Annotated in this window: 17 protein-coding genes and 4 tRNA genes; 4 read left to right on the top strand and 17 right to left on the bottom strand. The window is 61.1% G+C overall.

All coding sequences use genetic code 11. The annotated features are described in order from the left end of the window. Nucleotides 1-176: 176 nt before the first annotated feature. The 13 genes from rpoB to CN933_RS09995 all read right to left on the bottom strand — a co-directional run bounded on the left by rpoB (nt 177) and on the right by CN933_RS09995 (nt 12,080). Nucleotides 177-4,319 carry a DNA-directed RNA polymerase subunit beta gene (rpoB, locus tag CN933_RS10055; RefSeq protein WP_018099706.1) on the bottom strand — a complete coding sequence of 1,381 codons (4,143 nt, stop codon included), beginning with the start codon at nt 4,317-4,319 and terminating at the stop codon, nt 177-179. Nucleotides 4,320-4,584: 265 nt separating this feature from the next. Continuing rightward, nucleotides 4,585-4,965 (bottom strand): 50S ribosomal protein L7/L12, encoded by a 381-nt coding sequence (gene rplL / locus CN933_RS10050; RefSeq protein ID WP_014328058.1) that lies wholly within the window; start codon nt 4,963-4,965, stop codon nt 4,585-4,587. 58 nt (nt 4,966-5,023) lie between these two features. Continuing rightward, nucleotides 5,024-5,542, bottom strand: coding sequence for a 50S ribosomal protein L10 (gene rplJ, locus CN933_RS10045; RefSeq protein ID WP_026169172.1), 519 nt, complete (start codon nt 5,540-5,542; stop codon nt 5,024-5,026). A 332-nt stretch (nt 5,543-5,874) separates the two neighbouring features. Further along, a complete protein-coding gene (gene rplA / locus CN933_RS10040; protein ID WP_018099704.1) occupies nt 5,875-6,573 on the bottom strand; it encodes a 50S ribosomal protein L1 in 699 nt (232 codons plus the stop codon). Between the two features lie 4 nt (nt 6,574-6,577). Beyond that, nucleotides 6,578-7,006 carry a 50S ribosomal protein L11 gene (gene rplK, locus CN933_RS10035; RefSeq protein WP_018099703.1) on the bottom strand — a complete coding sequence of 143 codons (429 nt, stop codon included), beginning with the start codon at nt 7,004-7,006 and terminating at the stop codon, nt 6,578-6,580. A 215-nt stretch (nt 7,007-7,221) separates the two neighbouring features. Then, nucleotides 7,222-7,752, bottom strand: a complete 531-nt coding sequence (gene nusG / locus CN933_RS10030; RefSeq protein WP_003536182.1) for a transcription termination/antitermination protein NusG — start codon at nt 7,750-7,752, stop codon at nt 7,222-7,224. A 16-nt stretch (nt 7,753-7,768) separates the two neighbouring features. After that, nucleotides 7,769-7,969, bottom strand: a complete 201-nt coding sequence (gene secE / locus CN933_RS10025; RefSeq protein WP_003536180.1) for a preprotein translocase subunit SecE — start codon at nt 7,967-7,969, stop codon at nt 7,769-7,771. Between the two features lie 183 nt (nt 7,970-8,152). Further along, nucleotides 8,153-8,228, bottom strand: a tRNA-Trp gene (locus tag CN933_RS10020). 224 nt (nt 8,229-8,452) lie between these two features. Further along, complete coding sequence (locus tag CN933_RS10015) at nt 8,453-9,346, bottom strand: NAD-dependent epimerase/dehydratase family protein (protein ID WP_018099702.1); 894 nt, start codon at nt 9,344-9,346, stop codon at nt 8,453-8,455. Between the two features lie 124 nt (nt 9,347-9,470). Continuing rightward, nucleotides 9,471-10,136, bottom strand: coding sequence for a hypothetical protein (locus tag CN933_RS10010; protein WP_020487529.1), 666 nt, complete (start codon nt 10,134-10,136; stop codon nt 9,471-9,473). 326 nt (nt 10,137-10,462) lie between these two features. Then, on the bottom strand, nt 10,463-11,638 hold the full coding sequence (gene tuf / locus CN933_RS10005) for an elongation factor Tu (protein ID WP_102761416.1): 1,176 nt from the start codon (nt 11,636-11,638) through the stop codon (nt 10,463-10,465). A gap of 260 nt (nt 11,639-11,898) precedes the next feature. Then, a tRNA-Gly gene (locus tag CN933_RS10000) sits at nt 11,899-11,972 on the bottom strand. Between the two features lie 23 nt (nt 11,973-11,995). Next, nucleotides 11,996-12,080, bottom strand: a tRNA-Tyr gene (locus CN933_RS09995). A 215-nt stretch (nt 12,081-12,295) separates the two neighbouring features. Between CN933_RS09995 and CN933_RS09990 the strand changes: the two genes are divergently transcribed. Further along, nucleotides 12,296-13,171 (top strand): TrmH family RNA methyltransferase, encoded by an 876-nt coding sequence (locus CN933_RS09990; RefSeq protein ID WP_018094904.1) that lies wholly within the window; start codon nt 12,296-12,298, stop codon nt 13,169-13,171. Here CN933_RS09990 and CN933_RS09985 read toward each other — a convergent pair. Together CN933_RS09985 and CN933_RS09980 are read right to left on the bottom strand one after the other, a co-directional pair. Beyond that, nucleotides 13,161-13,445: a hypothetical protein gene (locus tag CN933_RS09985; protein ID WP_018094903.1), complete on the bottom strand. Its 285-nt coding sequence runs from the start codon at nt 13,443-13,445 to the stop codon at nt 13,161-13,163. The two genes, CN933_RS09990 and CN933_RS09985, sit on opposite strands and share 11 nt — an antisense overlap. Before the next feature lie 107 nt (nt 13,446-13,552). After that, complete coding sequence (locus CN933_RS09980) at nt 13,553-14,173, bottom strand: FMN-dependent NADH-azoreductase (RefSeq protein ID WP_018094902.1); 621 nt, start codon at nt 14,171-14,173, stop codon at nt 13,553-13,555. A gap of 206 nt (nt 14,174-14,379) precedes the next feature. Between CN933_RS09980 and CN933_RS09975 the strand changes: the two genes are divergently transcribed. Then, nucleotides 14,380-15,321, top strand: coding sequence for a LysR family transcriptional regulator (locus CN933_RS09975; RefSeq protein ID WP_018094901.1), 942 nt, complete (start codon nt 14,380-14,382; stop codon nt 15,319-15,321). A 105-nt stretch (nt 15,322-15,426) separates the two neighbouring features. Here the strand turns inward: CN933_RS09975 and CN933_RS09970 are convergent. Further along, nucleotides 15,427-15,502 (bottom strand) — tRNA-Thr (locus CN933_RS09970). Nucleotides 15,503-15,696: 194 nt separating this feature from the next. Between CN933_RS09970 and CN933_RS09965 the strand changes: the two genes are divergently transcribed. Beyond that, nucleotides 15,697-16,470 carry an NAD kinase gene (locus CN933_RS09965; protein ID WP_018094900.1) on the top strand — a complete coding sequence of 258 codons (774 nt, stop codon included), beginning with the start codon at nt 15,697-15,699 and terminating at the stop codon, nt 16,468-16,470. 87 nt (nt 16,471-16,557) lie between these two features. Then, entirely contained in the window at nt 16,558-17,058 is a 501-nt protein-coding gene (locus CN933_RS09960) for a hypothetical protein (protein ID WP_018094899.1), read from the top strand. A gap of 244 nt (nt 17,059-17,302) precedes the next feature. On the opposite strand, the gene prfB is transcribed toward CN933_RS09960, so the two are convergent. Further along, nucleotides 17,303-18,434 (bottom strand): peptide chain release factor 2 gene (gene prfB / locus CN933_RS09955; RefSeq protein WP_100672234.1). Its coding sequence is split into 2 segments (ribosomal slippage): nt 17,303-18,364 and nt 18,366-18,434, totalling 1,131 coding nucleotides; the frame shifts between segments, so codons are not numbered across the junction. Nucleotides 18,435-18,438: the final 4 nt, after the last annotated feature.

Genomic DNA, 18,438 nt, shown 5'->3' with positions numbered 1-18,438 from the left:
CCTTTGCGGGCATTTAAGCCCTGAGCTTGGCGAGGGTGCCGGCAATCCCGGGCGCCGGCCCCTGCCCCATAAACAGCTAAAACCGCATCGGGTGCGGCCCTTTTCCTGCCGCGGACAATCAGGTGCCCGACGGCGGAAACGGTGCGCGCCGCTTAGCGGCACGCACCTGATGACTCTTACTCCGCCGCGTCCGGCAGTTGCGCCGTGCTACCGACGTCATCGACCTTGGAATTCTCCAGCTCGACCGAAAGGCCCAGCGAGCGCATTTCCTTGACGAGAACGTTGAAGCTCTCCGGAATACCCGCTTCGAAGGTATCGTCGCCGCGGACGATCGCCTCGTAGACCTTGGTGCGGCCGGCGACGTCGTCCGACTTGACCGTCAGCATTTCCTGCAGCGTGTAGGCGGCACCATAGGCTTCCAGAGCCCAGACCTCCATTTCGCCGAAGCGCTGACCGCCGAACTGCGCCTTGCCGCCCAGCGGCTGCTGGGTAACGAGCGAGTAAGGACCGATCGAACGGGCGTGGATCTTGTCGTCGACCAGGTGGTTGAGCTTCAGCATGTAGATGTAGCCCACGGTCACCTGGCGATCGAAAGTCTCGCCGGTACGGCCGTCGTAGAGCGTCGACTGACCGGTTACCTTCAGGCCAGCCTGCTCCAGCATCTCGTTGACGTCCGCTTCGACAGCACCGTCGAAGACCGGTGTCGCGATCGAAACGCCGCGGCGGGTCTGCTCGGCAAGCCGAACGATCGATTCATCGTCGTACTGCTTGATCGGCTCGCCCTTCGGGCCAGATCCGATGACGCTGTCGATGGTATCGCGCAGCGGCTGAATGTCAGCGCCCGCCTTATATGCATCGAGCATCGCTCCGATCTTCTTGCCCATGCCGGCGCAAGCCCAACCGAGATGGGTCTCGAGGATCTGGCCGACATTCATGCGCGACGGCACGCCCAGCGGGTTCAGAACCACGTCGACATGCGTACCGTCTTCGAGGAACGGCATGTCTTCGATCGGGACGATCCGCGACACGACACCCTTGTTGCCGTGGCGGCCGGCCATCTTGTCACCCGGCTGGATCTTGCGCTTCACGGCGACGAAGACCTTGACCATCTTCATGACGCCCGGAGGCATCTCATCGCCGCGCTGAACCTTCTCGACCTTGTCCATGAAGCGCTGTTCAAGGCGCGACTTGGATTCGTCGTACTGTGCGCGAAGTGCTTCGATCTCGCCCTGAGCCTTCTCGTCCTCGATAGCGAACATCCACCACTGCGAGCGGGGATATTCACTGATGACGACGTTGGAGAGCTCGGTGCCCTTCTTGAAGCCCTTCGGACCGGCAACGGCGACGTGGCCGCGAAGCATGTCGACCAGACGCGCATAGACGTTGCGGTCGAGGATCGCCTGTTCGTCGTCGCGGTCCTTCGCAAGCCGCTCGATTTCCTCGCGCTCGATCGCCATCGCGCGCTCGTCCTTCTCGACGCCATGGCGGTTGAAGACGCGCACTTCTACGACCGTGCCGAAGGTGCCCGGCGGCATGCGCATCGACGTGTCGCGAACGTCCGACGCCTTCTCGCCGAAGATGGCGCGCAGAAGCTTTTCTTCCGGCGTCATCGGGCTCTCGCCCTTCGGCGTGATCTTGCCGACGAGGATGTCGCCCGGCTGAACTTCGGCGCCGATGTACACGATACCGGCTTCGTCCAGGTTCTTCAGCGCTTCTTCCGAAACGTTCGGAATGTCGCGGGTGATTTCTTCCGGACCAAGCTTGGTGTCGCGCGCCATCACTTCGAATTCCTCGATGTGGATCGAGGTGAAGACGTCGTCACGCACGATCCGCTCGGAGAGCAGGATCGAGTCTTCGTAGTTGTAGCCGTTCCACGGCATGAACGCGACGAGCGCGTTGCGGCCGAGCGCCAGATCGCCGAGGTCCGTCGACGGACCGTCCGCGATGATATCGCCCTTGTTGATCACGTCACCGACAGTGACGAGCGGGCGCTGGTTGACGCAGGTGTTCTGGTTGGAGCGCTGGAACTTCTGCAGGCGGTAGATATCGACGCCCGACTTGGACGGATCCAGGTCTTCGGTGGCGCGGATAACGATACGGGTCGCGTCCACCTGGTCGACGATACCGCCGCGGCGGGCAGCGATCGCAGCACCGGAGTCGCGCGCGACGACCGGCTCCATGCCGGTACCGACGAAGGGAGCTTCCGCACGCAGCAGCGGCACGGCCTGACGCTGCATGTTCGAGCCCATCAGCGCGCGGTTGGCGTCATCGTTCTCGAGGAACGGAATGAGCGCGGCCGCGACCGAGACGAGCTGCTTCGGCGAAACGTCCATCAGGTTGATATTGTCGCGCGGTGCCAGCATGACTTCGCCGGCGTGGCGGCAAACGACGAATTCTTCGGAGAAGGAGCCGTCGTCGTCCAGAACCGAGTTTGCCTGTGCAACGTGATACTTGGCTTCTTCCATCGCCGACAGATAGACGACGTCGTTCGTCACCTTGCCGTCCACGATCTTGCGGTACGGGCTCTCGATGAAGCCGTACTTGTTGACGCGGGCGAAGGTCGCAAGCGAGTTGATCAGACCGATGTTCGGGCCTTCCGGCGTCTCGATCGGGCAGATACGGCCGTAATGCGTCGGATGCACGTCGCGCACTTCGAAGCCGGCGCGCTCGCGGGTCAGACCGCCCGGACCCAGTGCCGAAAGACGGCGCTTATGGGTGATTTCCGAAAGCGGGTTCACCTGGTCCATGAACTGCGACAGCTGCGAGGAGCCGAAGAATTCGCGAACGGCCGCGGCAGCCGGCTTCGCGTTGATCAGGTCCTGCGGCATCACGGTGTCGATCTCGATCGAGGACATGCGTTCCTTGATCGCACGTTCCATGCGCAGGAGACCCAGGCGATACTGGTTCTCCATCAACTCGCCGACCGAGCGGACGCGACGGTTGCCGAGATTGTCGATGTCGTCGATCTCGCCCTTGCCGTCACGCAGCTCCACGAGCATCTTGACCACGGCCAGGATGTCTTCCTTGCGCAGCGTGCGAACCGTGTCCGGAACGTCCAGATCGAGGCGCATGTTCATCTTCACGCGGCCGACGGCCGAGAGGTCGTAGCGCTCCGCATCGAAGAAGAGCGCATTGAACATGGCTTCGGCCGAATCCATGGTCGGCGGCTCACCCGGACGCATGACGCGGTAGATGTCGAACAGCGCGTCCTGACGGTTCTCGTTCTTGTCGGCTGAAAGCGTGTTGCGGATATAGGCGCCGATATTGATGTGGTCGATGTCGAGCACCGGGATCTCATCAAAGCCGGCGGAAAGGATGACCGGAAGCGTCTTCTCGTCGATCTCGTCACCGGCCTCGAGATAGATCTCGCCGGTCTCGAAGTTGACGACGTCCTCGGCAAGATAGTTGCCGTAGAGATCGTCGTCGGTCGCCTTGAGTGCCTTCAGGCCCTTTTCCTGCAACTGCCGGAGCAGGCGCGGGGTCAGCTTCTTGCCGCTCTCGACGACGACCTCGCCGGTATCGGCGTCGATCATGTCTGACAGAGTCTTCTGGCCCTTGAGCGCATCCGGCTGGAACGGCACACGCCAGCCCTCGCCGTCGCGCTGGTAGAGCGACTTCGTGTAGAAGGTGTCGAGGATTTCCTCGCCGTCCATTCCCAGCGCCATCAGAAGCGAGGTCACCGGAATCTTGCGGCGGCGGTCGATGCGCGCATGGACGATGTCCTTGGCGTCGAATTCGATGTCGAGCCACGAGCCGCGATAGGGGATCACGCGCGCGGCGAAGAGCAGCTTGCCGGACGAGTGGCTCTTGCCCTTGTCATGGTCGAAGAAGACACCCGGCGAACGGTGCATCTGCGAGACGATGACGCGCTCCGTGCCGTTGACGATGAAGGTACCGTTGTCCGTCATGAGCGGCATGTCGCCCATATAGACGTTCTGTTCCTTGATATCCTTGATGGACTTGGCGCCGGTGTCCTCGTCGATATCGAACACGATCAGCCGCAGCGTCACCTTGAGCGGCGCCGCATAGGTCAGGTCGCGCTGACGGCACTCCTCGACGTCGAACTTCGGTGCCTCGAATTCGTAGGAAACGAATTCAAGCATCGAAGCGCCGGAAAAATCCTTGATCGGAAATACCGATTTGAAAACGGCTTGAAGCCCCTCATCCGGCCGCCCGCCTTGGGGCTCGTCGACCATGAGGAACTGGTCGTAAGACGCCTTCTGAACCTCGATGAGGTTCGGCATCTCCGCGACTTCGGGAATTTTACCAAAAAACTTGCGTACGCGCCTACGACCGTTAAACGAAAGGGTCTGAGCCATCGTCGCTCCTTGTCAATCTTGCATCCGGGCCTGCAACGGACGGGAACCGATGGCCAGTCGACCCCGTCAATCAATGGGTAGTTCAATCTCGTCCAGCATTCGAAAGACGCCAGCGCGGAATGCTGTGCTGTCCTTCGATGGAGACCATCCTCTTGAAGAACCCATTACCCAAAAGCCGTTTTCGACAGGCTTTTGGGTAATATGTTCTAAAAACGGTCAAAGAGAGGCGGCCACGAAGGCCACCTCCCTTTCGCATTTCGTCGAATTACTTGACGTCGACCTTCGCGCCAGCGTCTTCGAGCTTCTTCTTGAGGTCAGCAGCTTCCGCCTTGGAAACGGCTTCCTTGACAGCCTTCGGAGCGCCTTCGACGAGGTCCTTGGCTTCCTTGAGGCCGAGGCCGGTGATGGCGCGGACTTCCTTGATGACGTTGATCTTGTTCGCGCCGGCATCTGTCAAGATGACGTCGAACTCGGTCTTTTCTTCTTCAGCCGGAGCAGCAGCGCCAGCAGCGCCACCGGCAGCAGCAACGGCTACCGGAGCAGCGGCGGAAACGCCCCACTTTTCTTCGAGAAGCTTGGAAAGCTCAGCAGCTTCCAGGACGGTCAGCGAGGAGAGGTCTTCAACGATCTTTGCGAGATCAGCCATTTTACTTTTCCTTTTGTTCGGTTCGAACTGGTTTTAAATACAACAGCGAAATTCCGCCTCAGGCGGCTTCGTCCTTCTTGGCATAGGCCGAGAACACGCGGGCAAGCTGGCTTGCCGGTGCTGCGACAACCGTCGCGACGCGGGTTGCCGGGGCGTTGAGAAGGCCCAGCAGCTTCGCGCGCAGCTCGTCGAGAGAAGGCAGGGTCGCAAGCGACTTGACACCTTCAGCGTTGAGCGTGGTTGCCCCCATGGCGCCGCCCAGAACAACGAGCTTGTCGTTGGTCTTGGCGAAATCCACGACGACCTTCGGAGCCGTTACGGGGTCTTCGCTGAAAGCGATCAGCGTCTGACCCTTGAAGAGATCGATCATCCCTTCAGACTCCGTGCCCTGAAGAGCGATCTTGGCCAGGCGGTTTTTCGCGACTCTGACGGTGCCGCCAGCAGCGCGCATCTTCGAACGGAAGTCGTTCATCTGCGCGACTGTGACACCAGCATAGTGGGCCACGACAACCGAACCGGAAGCCTTGAAGACTTCGTTCAGCTCCGTGACGAATTCGCGTTTTTCCGCTCTTTCCACTGTCTGTCTCCAGTTGGCAGGGTTGCTCATCGCAGCCCTGCCGGGTTTGCCTTTGTCACCCGGGATCATTCTCGATCCCAAGCAACGCTTGAGGATCCTGTCCCTTGGCGTTCCCGGAAAGCCGGGTCTGACACAAGGCAAGCGAGGTTCGAACCGAATTCCGACGCGTCCGCGTCTTCATGAAATTCAGATCTTACCCGTCTCATGCGGGCTAGGTGATTAAGGTAAAACCACCCGCAATCTCGGACAGGAGTTCCGGGCGGTAGGCCCGGAATTTCCGGCCCCGAAAGGCCGGAAATCTGGTTACGGGCCGCAGCCCGTCAAATCATCAATCAGGCAGCGCTGATCGTTGCCGGGTCGACCTTGAGGCCGGGGCCCATCGTCGAAGAAACAGCCACGCGCTTGACGTAGTTGCCCTTGGCGCCGGTCGGCTTTGCCTTGATCACGGCATCTGCGAAGGCACGGATGTTTTCTTCGAGCGCCTTGGCATCGAAAGAAGCCTTGCCGATGCCGGCGTGAACGATACCCGCCTTCTCAACGCGGAACTCGACGGCGCCGCCCTTCGAAGCCTTGACTGCTCCGGCGACGTCCATGGTGACGGTGCCGACCTTCGGGTTCGGCATCATGCCACGCGGGCCGAGAACCTTACCCAGACGGCCGACGAGCGGCATCATGTCGGGGGTCGCGATGCAGCGATCGAAGTCGATCTTGCCGCCCTGTACGATTTCGACGAGCTCTTCCGCGCCGACGACGTCGGCGCCGGCAGCCTTGGCTTCGTCAGCCTTCGCGCCACGGGCGAAAACGGCGACGCGAACCGACCGGCCGGTGCCGTTCGGCAGATTGACCACGCCGCGGACCATCTGGTCGGCATGGCGCGGATCGACGCCGAGGTTCATAGCGACTTCGATCGTTTCGTCGAACTTGGCCGTCGCACGCTCCTTGACCAGCGTTACGGCTTCGGTAAGGCCGTAGAGCTTCGCCGGATCGATGCCCTCGCGGGACTTCTGTACACGCTTTGCAATCTTCGCCATGGTCTTAGCCCGTCACTTCCAGGCCCATGGAGCGGGCCGAGCCCTCAACCATCGCCATTGCGCCTTCGATATCGGCCGCGTTGAGGTCCTTCATCTTGGCCTCTGCGATCGTGCGGATCTGAGCCTTGGAGATCGAGCCGGCCTTGGCCTTGCCCGGAGTCTTGGAGCCCGCCTGGACCTTCGCTTCGCGCTTCAGGAAGTAGCTGACAGGCGGCTGCTTCATGACGAATGTGAAGGACTTGTCCTGGTAATAGGTGATGACGACCGGGATCGGCATACCCTTTTCCATTTCCTGCGTGGCGGCGTTGAACGCCTTGCAGAATTCCATGATGTTAATGCCACGCTGACCAAGCGCAGGACCGATCGGCGGCGACGGATTCGCCGAGCCGGCCTTTACCTGCAGCTTGAGCTGGCCTGCAACTTTCTTAGCCATTTCTCTCTGCCTTTCACTGCTCCCTTGCGGCGAGGCCGAAAAGGGAGCTCATCAGCCGGTTGCCCGGCCATTTGCCGATCGATCGACCGGCGGCTGCGGTTGCGTGGTGCGGATGAACCGACCCGGCTTAAGGTCGGAAACCTCCCACGCGATGCGGATCGCTCCGCCGAACAAGCCGATAAATCGGCCTGCCCATTCGTATTCGCTTACGCTAATCAGACCTTTTCGACCTGGCCGTATTCCAGCTCGACAGGCGTCGCGCGGCCAAAGATCGACACCTCGACCTTCAAGCGCGACCGCTCTTCATCGACATCCTGAACGGTGCCGTTGAACGATGCGAACGGGCCGTCGGAAACGCGGACCTGCTCGCCGATCTCGAAGGAGACCGAAGGCTTCGGGCGCTCGACTCCGTCCTGCACCTGACCGAGAATACGGTCGGCCTCGTGATCCGGAATCGGCACCGGCTTGCTGTCCGTGCCAAGGAAACCGGTCACTTTCGGCGTGTTCTTGATAAGGTGATAGGCCTCGTCGGTCAGATCGGCGCGAACGAGGACATAACCCGGAAAGAACTTCCGCTCCGCATCGACCTTGCGCCCGCGACGTACCTCGACCACCTTCTCGGTCGGGACGAGAATCTTCTCGAAGAGATGGGTGAGGCCCTTCTGCTTGGCCTTCTCCTCGATCGATTCGGCGACCTTCTTTTCAAAATTCGAATAGGCGTGAACAATATACCAGCGCGCAGCCATGCTACTCTCCACCCAATCAAGCGCCAACGTTGAGGATCAGGCTCATTACCCAACCCAGCAACTGGTCCGCACCAAAGAAAAAGGCGGCGGCAAAAGAGACCATGACGAAAACCATCAGCGTCGAGATCGTCGTCTCGCGCCGCGAAGGCCAAGTCACTTTCGACGTTTCAGCGCGCACCTGCTGCAGAAACGCAAATGGATTTGTTTTGGATGCCATATAATGCTCACGCCATTACGGCGCGTAAAGCCGACATGTCAGCCCCACGCACCGCGTGTCTGTTTGGACCCTACATAAAGACCGATTGCGAAAACCACAAGAGCCAATCAGCCTTTTTTGTGAATATACAAAGACGGCAATGCCGCCTTCCCCACGCATCCCAACACGGCAGGATCGGGAGAATGGCAGGGGCAGAGGGGCTCGAACCCCCGACCTGCGGTTTTGGAGACCGCCGCTCTACCAACTGAGCTATACCCCTACGGTGCCGCGACGCAACCGAACCGGCTGCATCCCAAGTCAGCGGCTTAATATTCAGTTTGCCGGACGCTTTCAAGCGCATTCGCAGCAAAAGAGAAAAAAGAATCAACAAAATTTCAGCCGCCCTCTCCGCGGGTGCCCGAACGGATGCTGCGACGAGGCTGGAAGGACGAGGAAAGCGTGAGCGGCAGTCCGCCCGCTACACGCGCCTCAACTCATCGTGATCTACTCGTTCAGCCGTACATATCTCCGCCAATCGTGCTCTTCCTTGAAACCGAGTACCTCGCGGATCTTGCGATTGGAAAGCAGCCCTTCGAACTCGCCGATCTCGCGCGTGAAGGGAACATTTGGATAGAACTGCCTGGCCAGTTCGCGCGAAGGCGTGTTGGCCGATACCGTGTCATTCGCGGCGTTGAATATCGCGAAGCCGAGACCGTCCTTCTCAACGCAAAGCTTCACGATCTGGCCGAGGTCACGGGCATCGATATAGCTCCAGGCGATCCTTTTGCGGATCTCCGGATGGGCAAAATAATGCGGGAAGTCCGCATATTCATGCGGCTCGATCACGTTGCCGATGCGCAAAGCGTAAATATCGAAGCCGGAGCGCTCGGCGAAGGCCCTCGCCGTCTTCTCGTTCACCACCTTGGAGAGCCCGTAGGAATCCATCGGATCGACGTCGTAATCCTCTTCGAGAGGAAAATGATGGAAGTCTCGGTGCCCCTCCGCAAAGCAGACGCCATAGGTCGTCTCGCTGGAAGCGACGATGATCTTTCGGATACCGAGCTTCACCGCCGCCTCGATGACGTTGTAGGTACCCATCACGTTGACCCGGAAGGTTTCGTTGTCGGGCTTGATGAGAATGCGCGGAATGGCCGCGAAATGCACAACGGCATCGAAGGGCTGCATGCCCTGGTCGAGATCGGGGAAGTCCCGGTGCATCGACAGCGCATTGAACATCTGGCCGCTGTCGGTGATGTCGGCGATCAGATTGGTGACGCCGGGGCTGTCGAGCGGCACGAGATCGACGTTGTGCACCTCATAGCCGGCCTCGATGAGGTAGGGTACGGCGTGCCGCCCGGCCTTTCCCGAGCCGCCGGTAAACAGAATTCGCTTTTTCATGATATATCCCCACGCAGAAGAAGACGTGCTGCAGCGACTTTGCTGTATGCGCCGCTCTGTAGGTTAGGTACTTTGCGCCCTTGCGCAAGATCGATCGTGCGTGGCGCCGAGTGTTCCTTCCGATTCACCACTTCAGACTGTAGCGGACATCGACCACGCTGCGCGGCGCCATCAACGGATCGGCGACGGCCGCGCCGAGGCGCAGATTTCCGAAATTCTGTTCCACCCCAATCCGGCTCACACCGCTGACGCCGTCACGCGATACCTGGCTCTGCACGGTGAGCGACGTTCGGCTTGCGGGAGACACGAGCTTGGCGGATTGAGTGAGCCTCGGTTCGCTGCACCGGCTCTCATAGACGTTGCATTGGATAGCGATGCTCCGGTGGACCTCCGCATCGAGCGTGGGCGTGACGATCCAACTGCGCGCGGTACCGGCGCCGAAGTTGCCGGCCCCTCCCAAAGCATTGTAGTCCACGCTGACCTGAGAGGAACGCGTGGCCGCCCCTCGCCCGCTTCCGCGCGAAGCCGTTCCCCAGAGGCGGACCGGCGCGCCGGGTGGATTGATCTTGCCAGAGCGTGTGGCGTCCATCGAGACTTCGGCACCGGCGGACGTGTTCCACCGGCCCGTCCGGCGAACGCCGAACCGGAACTTGTAGGCGTTGGCTCCGGTCTTGGAAGGCGACCAGATAAGCGGGCGGTCATCGGCGGCCGAGGCAAATTGCGGGGACTTCCCGACGCAGATCAAAACGATGCCAGCCGCGGCAAGCCGCGTGGGAATACGTTTTTTCATTGGCTTCCGATCCTGCTGCATATTTCCGCCAATCGGAGCCGATTGATGGACAAACATGCTTCAATTCAAGCGCTTAAGCGGTCTTTGCGCGCCCTAAAACGCGCGGCGCCGTAGGTCGCATTCGGCAAATCGTCAGGACCGGAAGGTAACACGGACCGGCGGCAAGGTCCCGTGATATTCGGGCGATGCGTGCGGGACTATGCAAGCACTGTTGCAGACATCACACGCGAAAGAGATCGCCTCGCGTTTCAAAAGTTGATTGGTAAACGGCCAAAAAGAAAAACCCCGCGGTTGCCCGCGGGGTTCGAAGTCCGGTCCGACCGGAATTACTCGACGATGGAGGCGACGATGCCTGCGCCGACGGTGCGGCCGCCTTCGCGGATAGCGAAGCGCAGCTTTTCTTCCATCGCGATCGGCACGATCAGCTCGACGTCAACCGTGACGTTGTCGCCCGGCATGACCATTTCCGTGCCTTCCGGAAGCGTCACGATGCCGGTCACGTCCGTCGTGCGGAAGTAGAACTGCGGACGGTAGTTGGTGAAGAACGGCGTGTGACGGCCACCCTCTTCCTTCGTCAGGATGTAGGCTTCGGCCTTGAACTTGCGGTGCGGCTTGACCGAACCCGGCTTGCACAGAATCTGGCCGCGCTCGACGCCGTTGCGGTCGACACCGCGAAGCAGCGCGCCGATGTTGTCGCCGGCCTGGCCCTGGTCGAGCAGCTTGCGGAACATTTCAACGCCCGTGCAGGTCGTCTTCGTCGTCGGACGGATGCCGACGATCTCGATTTCCTCACCGACCTTGACGATGCCGCGCTCGACGCGACCGGTCACGACCGTACCGCGGCCCGAGATCGAGAACACGTCTTCGATCGGCATCAGGAACGGCTGGTCGATCGGACGCTCAGGCGTCGGGATGTAGGCGTCAACCGCAGCCATCAGCTCGCGGATCGCGTCTTCGCCGATCTTCTTGTCCGAACCCTCAAGCGCGGCCAGAGCCGAACCCTTGATGATCGGAATGTCGTCGCCCGGGAATTCGTAGGACGACAGCAGTTCGCGCACTTCCAGCTCGACCAGCTCGAGCAGTTCCGCGTCGTCGACCTGGTCGACCTTGTTCAGGAACACCACGATCGCCGGAACGCCGACCTGGCGGGCGAGCAGGATGTGCTCGCGCGTCTGCGGCATCGGGCCGTCAGCGGCCGAAACAACCAGGATCGCGCCGTCCATCTGCGCCGCACCGGTGATCATGTTCTTGACGTAGTCGGCGTGGCCGGGGCAGTCGACGTGCGCATAGTGACGGTTCGGCGTCTCGTATTCGACGTGCGCCGTCGAAATGGTGATGCCGCGCGCCTTTTCTTCCGGCGCAGCGTCGATCTGGTCATACGCCTTGAACTCGCCGAAATACTTCGTGATCGCTGCCGTCAGCGACGTCTTGCCATGGTCAACGTGGCCAATCGTGCCAATGTTGACGTGCGGCTTATTGCGCTCAAATTTGCTCTTTGCCATGGGTACGCTTCCTGTGGTCAAATCGGATGGATCAGCCGGCGGGGCCGGTTTGTCGAGCCGTTTAAGGGTTTCGTCGCATTTGCGCAAGACTTAATTGCGTGCGCCGGAACGGCAAGGTCTCGCCTCTTCAGAAAGGCAGCGGCAAGCGGCGGCAGAAGTACCCAAAGCGCTACGCCTCAGGCTGGAAAATAGAACGTAAACAAGCGCGTGCGGCACAAACCTGAAGTGCAGCGGATTTTTTGGTGCTTTGAAAAAGAAGCTGGAGCGGGTAGCGGGAATCGAACCCGCGTATTCAGCTTGGAAGGCTGCTGCTCTACCATTGAGCTATACCCGCGGGCCTTCGATCCTGAAGCAGAATGGTGGAGGGAGTTGGATTTGAACCAACGTAGGCTGAGCCAACGGATTTACAGTCCGTCCCCTTTAACCACTCGGGCATCCCTCCATTTTTCTGTCGGGATCAATCGACCAAGCATTTGAGATCGCGTAAGAACCGGCGTCGTTTGTCGCCGCCCCGCGATCTGCGCCGGGTATATGACCGCCTGCATTCGTCCTGTCAACACGGCGAAATGCAAATTCTCAGAATTTCTCCACTGCCGACCACAGCGGCGATTTCCGAAATCAGTTTCAACCGGAGGCGAAGCTCACTATAAGACCGGCATGAGCAAGGACAAGACCGGCGACAAGAGCGCCAAAGACACCCACTATGCAAATCTGCGCCGTGCGCATCGGGACGCCCGGCGCGAACGCGGGGAGATTCCGACTCCACGCCAGGACAAGCGCGGAAAGCTGCCCGCCGACTGGAAGCCGCCGGCACTCGCCCCGGACCAGGTGCTTCTCTACGGCCTGCACACGGTCCGCGCCGCCCTCGACAATCCGGAACGCCGCATCATCCGCCTCTCGGTAACGCAGAACGCCGCCGCGCGCCTGGAGCTCGGCGATCTTTCGGCGCTCCCCTTCCCGGCCGAGACTGTAACACCGCAGGAGCTCGACCGCATGCTCGGGCCCGATGCCATTCACCAGGGCGTGATGCTGGAGACGCAGCCTCTGCCGCACCGCAAGCTCGAGGCTCTTCGCGACTGCCCCTTGATTCTCGTTCTCGATCAGGTGACCGATCCCCACAATGTCGGAGCGATCATGCGCTCGGCGGTCGCCTTCGACGCAGGCGCGCTCATTACGACGATGCGCCACAGTCCAACCGAATCAGGTGTGCTGGCGAAATCGGCCTCGGGTGCGCTGGAACTCATTCCTTATATCCAGATCACCAATCTCGCCGACACCCTCGAAGAGCTCCACGCACTCGGCTTCATGACGATAGGCCTCGATTCCGAGGGGCCGCAGCCGCTCGAAGGCACATTCGCCGGCGACAAAATCGCGCTGGTGCTCGGTTCGGAGGGTAAGGGCCTGCGCCAGAAGACCCGGCAGACGGTCAAGGCGCTCGCACGGCTCGATATGCCCGGCGCGATCAAGTCGCTGAACGTGTCGAATGCCGCCGCCATCGCGATGTACGCGGCAAGACATCATCTTAGGGGGTAGGAGCCGGCGGGACGATCGTCACGGCGAGCCCCGCCGTCGGGCAGCCGTCCTGCAATCTCTTCCAGGTCGTGACGTTGAGGTTCATTTCGCAGCGCGCGAGATAGGAGACGTCGCCGATGCGGATGCACGCAGTCTGGCCGAGTTCGTATTTGCCCCCATCGCGGTGACGGCAGGTGCACCGCCCGCCCGGCGCAGACGCGGAAACACTTCCGGCCACCAGGGCGACGGCCGCGAGCGACAACGCCAGAAACCGCAGGGCGCGCACGCATTTCATGCCCGACAGAATAGCGCAGTTCGACCCGATCAGAAACGGAGAATGCCGGCTGATTGCTCGGCCGGCATCCTCCGCAACGAACCGGCGCCACGGCGCCGGCCGAATGATTAGCTTGCGAGCTTCAGAACGTTGCCCTGAGCAATCGTCTTTTCGGCTTCGGCTATGGCGAACTGCTTCTGGTCGGGGCCGAGATTCAGGCCCTCAGCGCGGATAAACTCGATGTCCGTTATGCCGAAGAAACCGAAGACCGACCGCAGATAGGTTTCCTGGTGGTCCATGGCGGAAGCCGGGGCGACCGAATAATGACCGCCACGGGTGGAGGCGACGATCACCTTCTTGCCCTTGGCGAGGCCTTCCGGTCCTGCTTCGGTATAGCGGAAGGTTTTGCCGGCAACGGCCAGACGGTCGATCCACGCCTTGAGCTGGCTCGGGATCGAGAAGTTATACATCGGCGCACCGACGACGACCGTGTCGGCAGCCAGGAATTCCTCGAGCATCTGGCGGCCGATGCGCACATCGGCGGCCAGAGCGGCATCGACACCATCGAGGTCTGCAGGCGCCATGATCTGTGCGCCGGTCAGGTGCGGAACGCGTTCGGATGCGAGATCCCGATAGGTGATCTCCGCATCGGGCTGGTCGGCCTTGAGCTGCGACACGATTGCCGATGTCAGGCGGCGGGAGACGGAGTGTTCGCCGAGAATGCCGGAGTCGATATGAAGGATTTTCATGGGAAGCACCTTTGCTTACGTTGCGGTGCATCACATATGATCTGCAAACAATCATTCGATAAGTCAGCGAATATTTGACATTCCGTTTCCCCAGGGAAACAATTCGGCATATATCGCGGCAGATGGCCCCCTGAGCTCCAATCGTCACCCTCCAATCGACGGGGAGCCGCACCGAACGTCGATACCGCCTTTGATGGGAGGCACTCATGCAGGATCTCAACGATATCGCGCTCTTTGCCGCAGTCGTCAAACACAATGGCTTCAGCGCCGCCGCGCGCGACCTGAACGTGCCGAAATCCAAGCTCAGCAAACATGTCGCACGCCTGGAGGAGCAATTGGGCGTGCGTCTGCTCGAGCGCTCGACGCGCAAGCTTCGAATGACCGAAATCGGCCGTGTCTTTTACGAGCACGCCCAGGGGCTGCTCGACGGCGTGGCCGCCGCCGAAGCCGAGATCGCCGCAGTGCGCGCCGAGCCGACGGGCGTCGTCCGGCTCGCCTGTCCCATCGGCTTCACACCGATGCTCGCCGACATCCTGCCCGCCTTTCACCGCCGATATCCGGGTGTCCGCCTGTTGATCACCGCCTCCAACCGGCGGATCGATCTCATCGAGGAACGGATCGACGTGGCCTTGCGCGCACGCGACCAGCTCGACACCGACAGCCAGCTGATCGTCCGCAAATTCGGCGAAGTGCGCCAACGCCTCGCCGCCAGTCCGACGCTTCTCGCGCGCCTCGGTGAGATCACGACCGACAATCTTTCGCAAATGCCGACGCTGTCGATGAACGAGCAGCACCCCAATGATGTCTGGCGGCTCGTACACGCAACCGGGGGAGCGATCGAGATCGCTCACCGGCCCGTCGTCGGCTGCAGCGATTTTCTCATCCTCGAACGCGCGGCCATCGAAGGCATGGGCATAGCGCTTCTGCCCGACCACATTTGCGAGCGCGCCTTCCGAACCGGCGCCCTCGTTCCGGTCCTGCCGGAGTGGACCTCCGGCAACGTCATGGTTCACCTCGTCTTCCCCTCGCGCCACGGCCTGCTGCCCGCGACCCGCGCCCTCATCGACTTTCTGGCGGAAAATCTGATCAAGGCGCTGGAGCGCTGCCGCGAGGTCGACCCGAGGCCGGCCGCGTCGTTCGAGATTTGATGCGACGGTTGGATGGCTGCGCCACTTCGATGCCGATGAAACCTTGCCGGAGCGAAGGGGGCAACCGGAAGGAAGCGTGGGCGACGCATTGTTTTCAGGGTTTTCTGGTGCCCCCAGAGAGACTCGAACTCCCGACCTACTGATTACAAATCAGCCGCTCTACCAACTGAGCTATAAGGGCACGTTAGGGCTGGGAGTTACCATATTCTCTCCCGGTGTAAAGCAAAAATGCGGCTTCTCGCAATTTTTCGGATGCGTTCGTGCCGAGGCCGTGCCAGAAAAAGCGACCGTGGCGTCTATAGCGCCGCCCGCCTAAATTGACGCGAAAACAAGCGGAAGCGCCCCTGCCCCCGCAATGACAGACGGACTGAGTTCATGGCCCGCAAGTTCAACTCCCTCGCCTTCATCGCATCGCCGGCAGAGGAAGCGCAGAAGGCGGCCGAGGATCTCCGGGCCCTCTATGGAGATCATGATGCGGACAAGGCCGAAGTGATCGTCGCGCTCGGCGGCGACGGCTTCATGCTGCATACGCTCCACAGGACGATGAATACCGGCAAGCTCGTCTACGGGATGAACCGCGGCTCGGTCGGGTTCCTGATGAACCGCTACAGCACCGAGAACCTGCATCAGCGCATCGCCAATGCGGACGAAAATGCATTTCATCCGCTCGAGATGCGCACCACGGACGTCAACGGCGACAAGTTCACCGCGCTTGCCATCAACGAGGTCTACCTTTTCCGCCAGTCCTACCAGGCCGCAAAGTTGAAGGTCATCGTAGACGGAAAGACGCGGCTCGACGAACTGACCTGCGACGGGCTGCTTCTGGCGACACCTGCGGGCTCCACCGCCTATAATCTTTCTGCGCACGGGCCGATCCTGCCGTTGGAAGCGCCGCTTCTGGCGTTGACGCCCGTCAGCCCATTCCGGCCGCGGCGCTGGCGCGGGGCGCTGTTGCCGAATCACGTGACGGTGGACATCGAAATTCTCGAGGCCGACAAGCGCCCGGTCAACGCCGTGGCAGACCACCAGGAAGTCAAGTCCGTCGTGCATGTCCGCATCGCCGAATCGGAAAAACTCACGGCGCGGATCCTTTCGGATCCGGACCATTCCTGGTCCGATCGCATTCTCGCCGAGCAGTTTTCCAATTGAAATCACACGTTGCAAGGCCGATATGGTATGATCACGGGCGGTAGCGTGCCTCGCAGTCCCGGCATTCGGTTGCGAAGGATATCCACAATGCACAAGGCCCTGCTGATAGCGCTCTGCCTGACCCTGCCCTCAGGCGCGCTTTTCGCCCAGGACAATGGCCTCCTGCCCTCGAACGTCATCTTCGTGACGAGCACGGGCTTTTGGGAGGAGAGCGGCGGCGCGCCGCAGCCGGACGAAAGCAGGGATGGCGAAAAGGGTGCGAAGACTGCGGCGCCCGGTGGGCGGCGCGGCTATTATAAACTGATTGCCGTTCGACAGGAGGACGGCACCGCGCAGGTCCATCTGCAGCAGATCGCCTCCACTCCGACCGGTCCCGAGGTGGTTTCCTCCGCGGAACTGGAGGAATTCACGGCGCTGAAACCCTATGTCACCGATATTCGCCCCGAAACCTCGACAGGGATCACGCCGCAGCCGGGAATGTTCGCGACGGTTTATCTGAAGACCGAAGCGGGCGCGACCGAGCCCGAGACCTGGACGGTCCTCATCGACGAGCTCGGCGACATCAAGATCGAGCGCGCGACGAATTGAGGGGCACCGAACTTCGCCCCCTCATCCGCCTGCCAGCACCTTTATAACTTGTCATTAACCGAATCCGCCATGCTTGTGGATGCGGTGGCGAAGGGGACTGGGGCCTGCCGCGAGTCCCCTTCGCCCCGCTTGCGGGGAGAAGGTGGCCGGCAGGCCGGATGAGGGGCGGCTTTCAGCGCAGACCGCATGCCGCGCATGCCGAAAGGAATTTCCCCTCGCCCCCTCAACACCGGGGCAACGGCAATCAGCTCAGGTCGTCGACGGCCGCATCCGCGCCACCGCTGACGCGATGCGCAAGGGCTGCCTCCATGAACTCGTTCAGTTCACCGTCGAGCACGTCGCCCGGGCTGGTGCTTTCGACGCCCGTCCTCAAATCCTTCACCAACTGATAGGGCTGAAGGACGTAGGAGCGGATCTGGTGACCCCAGCCTATATCGGTCTTCGACGCCGCCTCGACGTTGGCGGCCTCCTCGCGCTTCTTCAGTTCAGCCTCGTAGAGCCGCGCGCGAAGCATGTCCCATGCCTTGGCGCGGTTCTTGTGCTGCGAGCGTTCCTGCTGGCACTGCACCACGATGCCGCTCGGCATATGGGTGATGCGCACGGCCGAATCGGTCGTATTGACGTGCTGACCGCCGGCGCCCGAGGAGCGGTAGGTATCGATCCGGCAATCGCTTTCGTTGATGTCGATCTGGATCGATTCGTCCACGACGGGATAGACCCAGATGGACGAAAAGGACGTATGGCGGCGAGCGTTGCTGTCATAGGGAGAAATGCGGACGAGGCGATGCACGCCCGATTCCGTCTTCAGCCAGCCATAGGCATTGTGCCCCTTGACGAGAAGCGTAGCGGATTTGATGCCTGCTTCTTCCCCGTCCTGGATTTCCATGAGCTCGACCTTGTAGCCCTGGCGTTCGGCCCATCGCGTATACATGCGAAGCAGCATGTTCGCCCAGTCCTGGCTTTCCGTGCCGCCGGCGCCCGAATGGACTTCGAGATAAGTGTCGTTCTGGTCGGCCTCGCCCGAAAGCATGGCCTCGACCTGCTTCTTCGCCGCCTCGCCGCGCAATTGGCGAAGCGCTTCCTCGGCCTCGGATACGATCGCCGAATCGCCCTCCTCTTCACCGAGTTCGATGAGCTCGATGTTGTCGTTGAGCTGCTGCTCGAAGCGGCGCAGGCCATTGATGCCATCGTCGAGCTGCTGGCGCTCGCGCATCAGTTTCTGCGCCTCGGCCGCATCGTTCCAGAGCGACGGATCTTCCGCCTTGTTGTTCAACCAGTCCAGTCGTCTTACCGCCTGATCCCAGTCAAAGATGCCTCCTCAGCAGGCTTATGGCCTGCTTGATTTCGTCGACGATGTTCTCGATTTCGCTGCGCATGATC

The sequence above is a fragment of the Sinorhizobium sp. M4_45 genome (assembly GCF_002885915.1).
GTDB lineage: Bacteria > Pseudomonadota > Alphaproteobacteria > Rhizobiales > Rhizobiaceae > Sinorhizobium > Sinorhizobium meliloti_A.
Note: the sequence above shows the minus strand (reverse complement) of the source record. Positions and strands in the feature narration are given on the sequence as shown.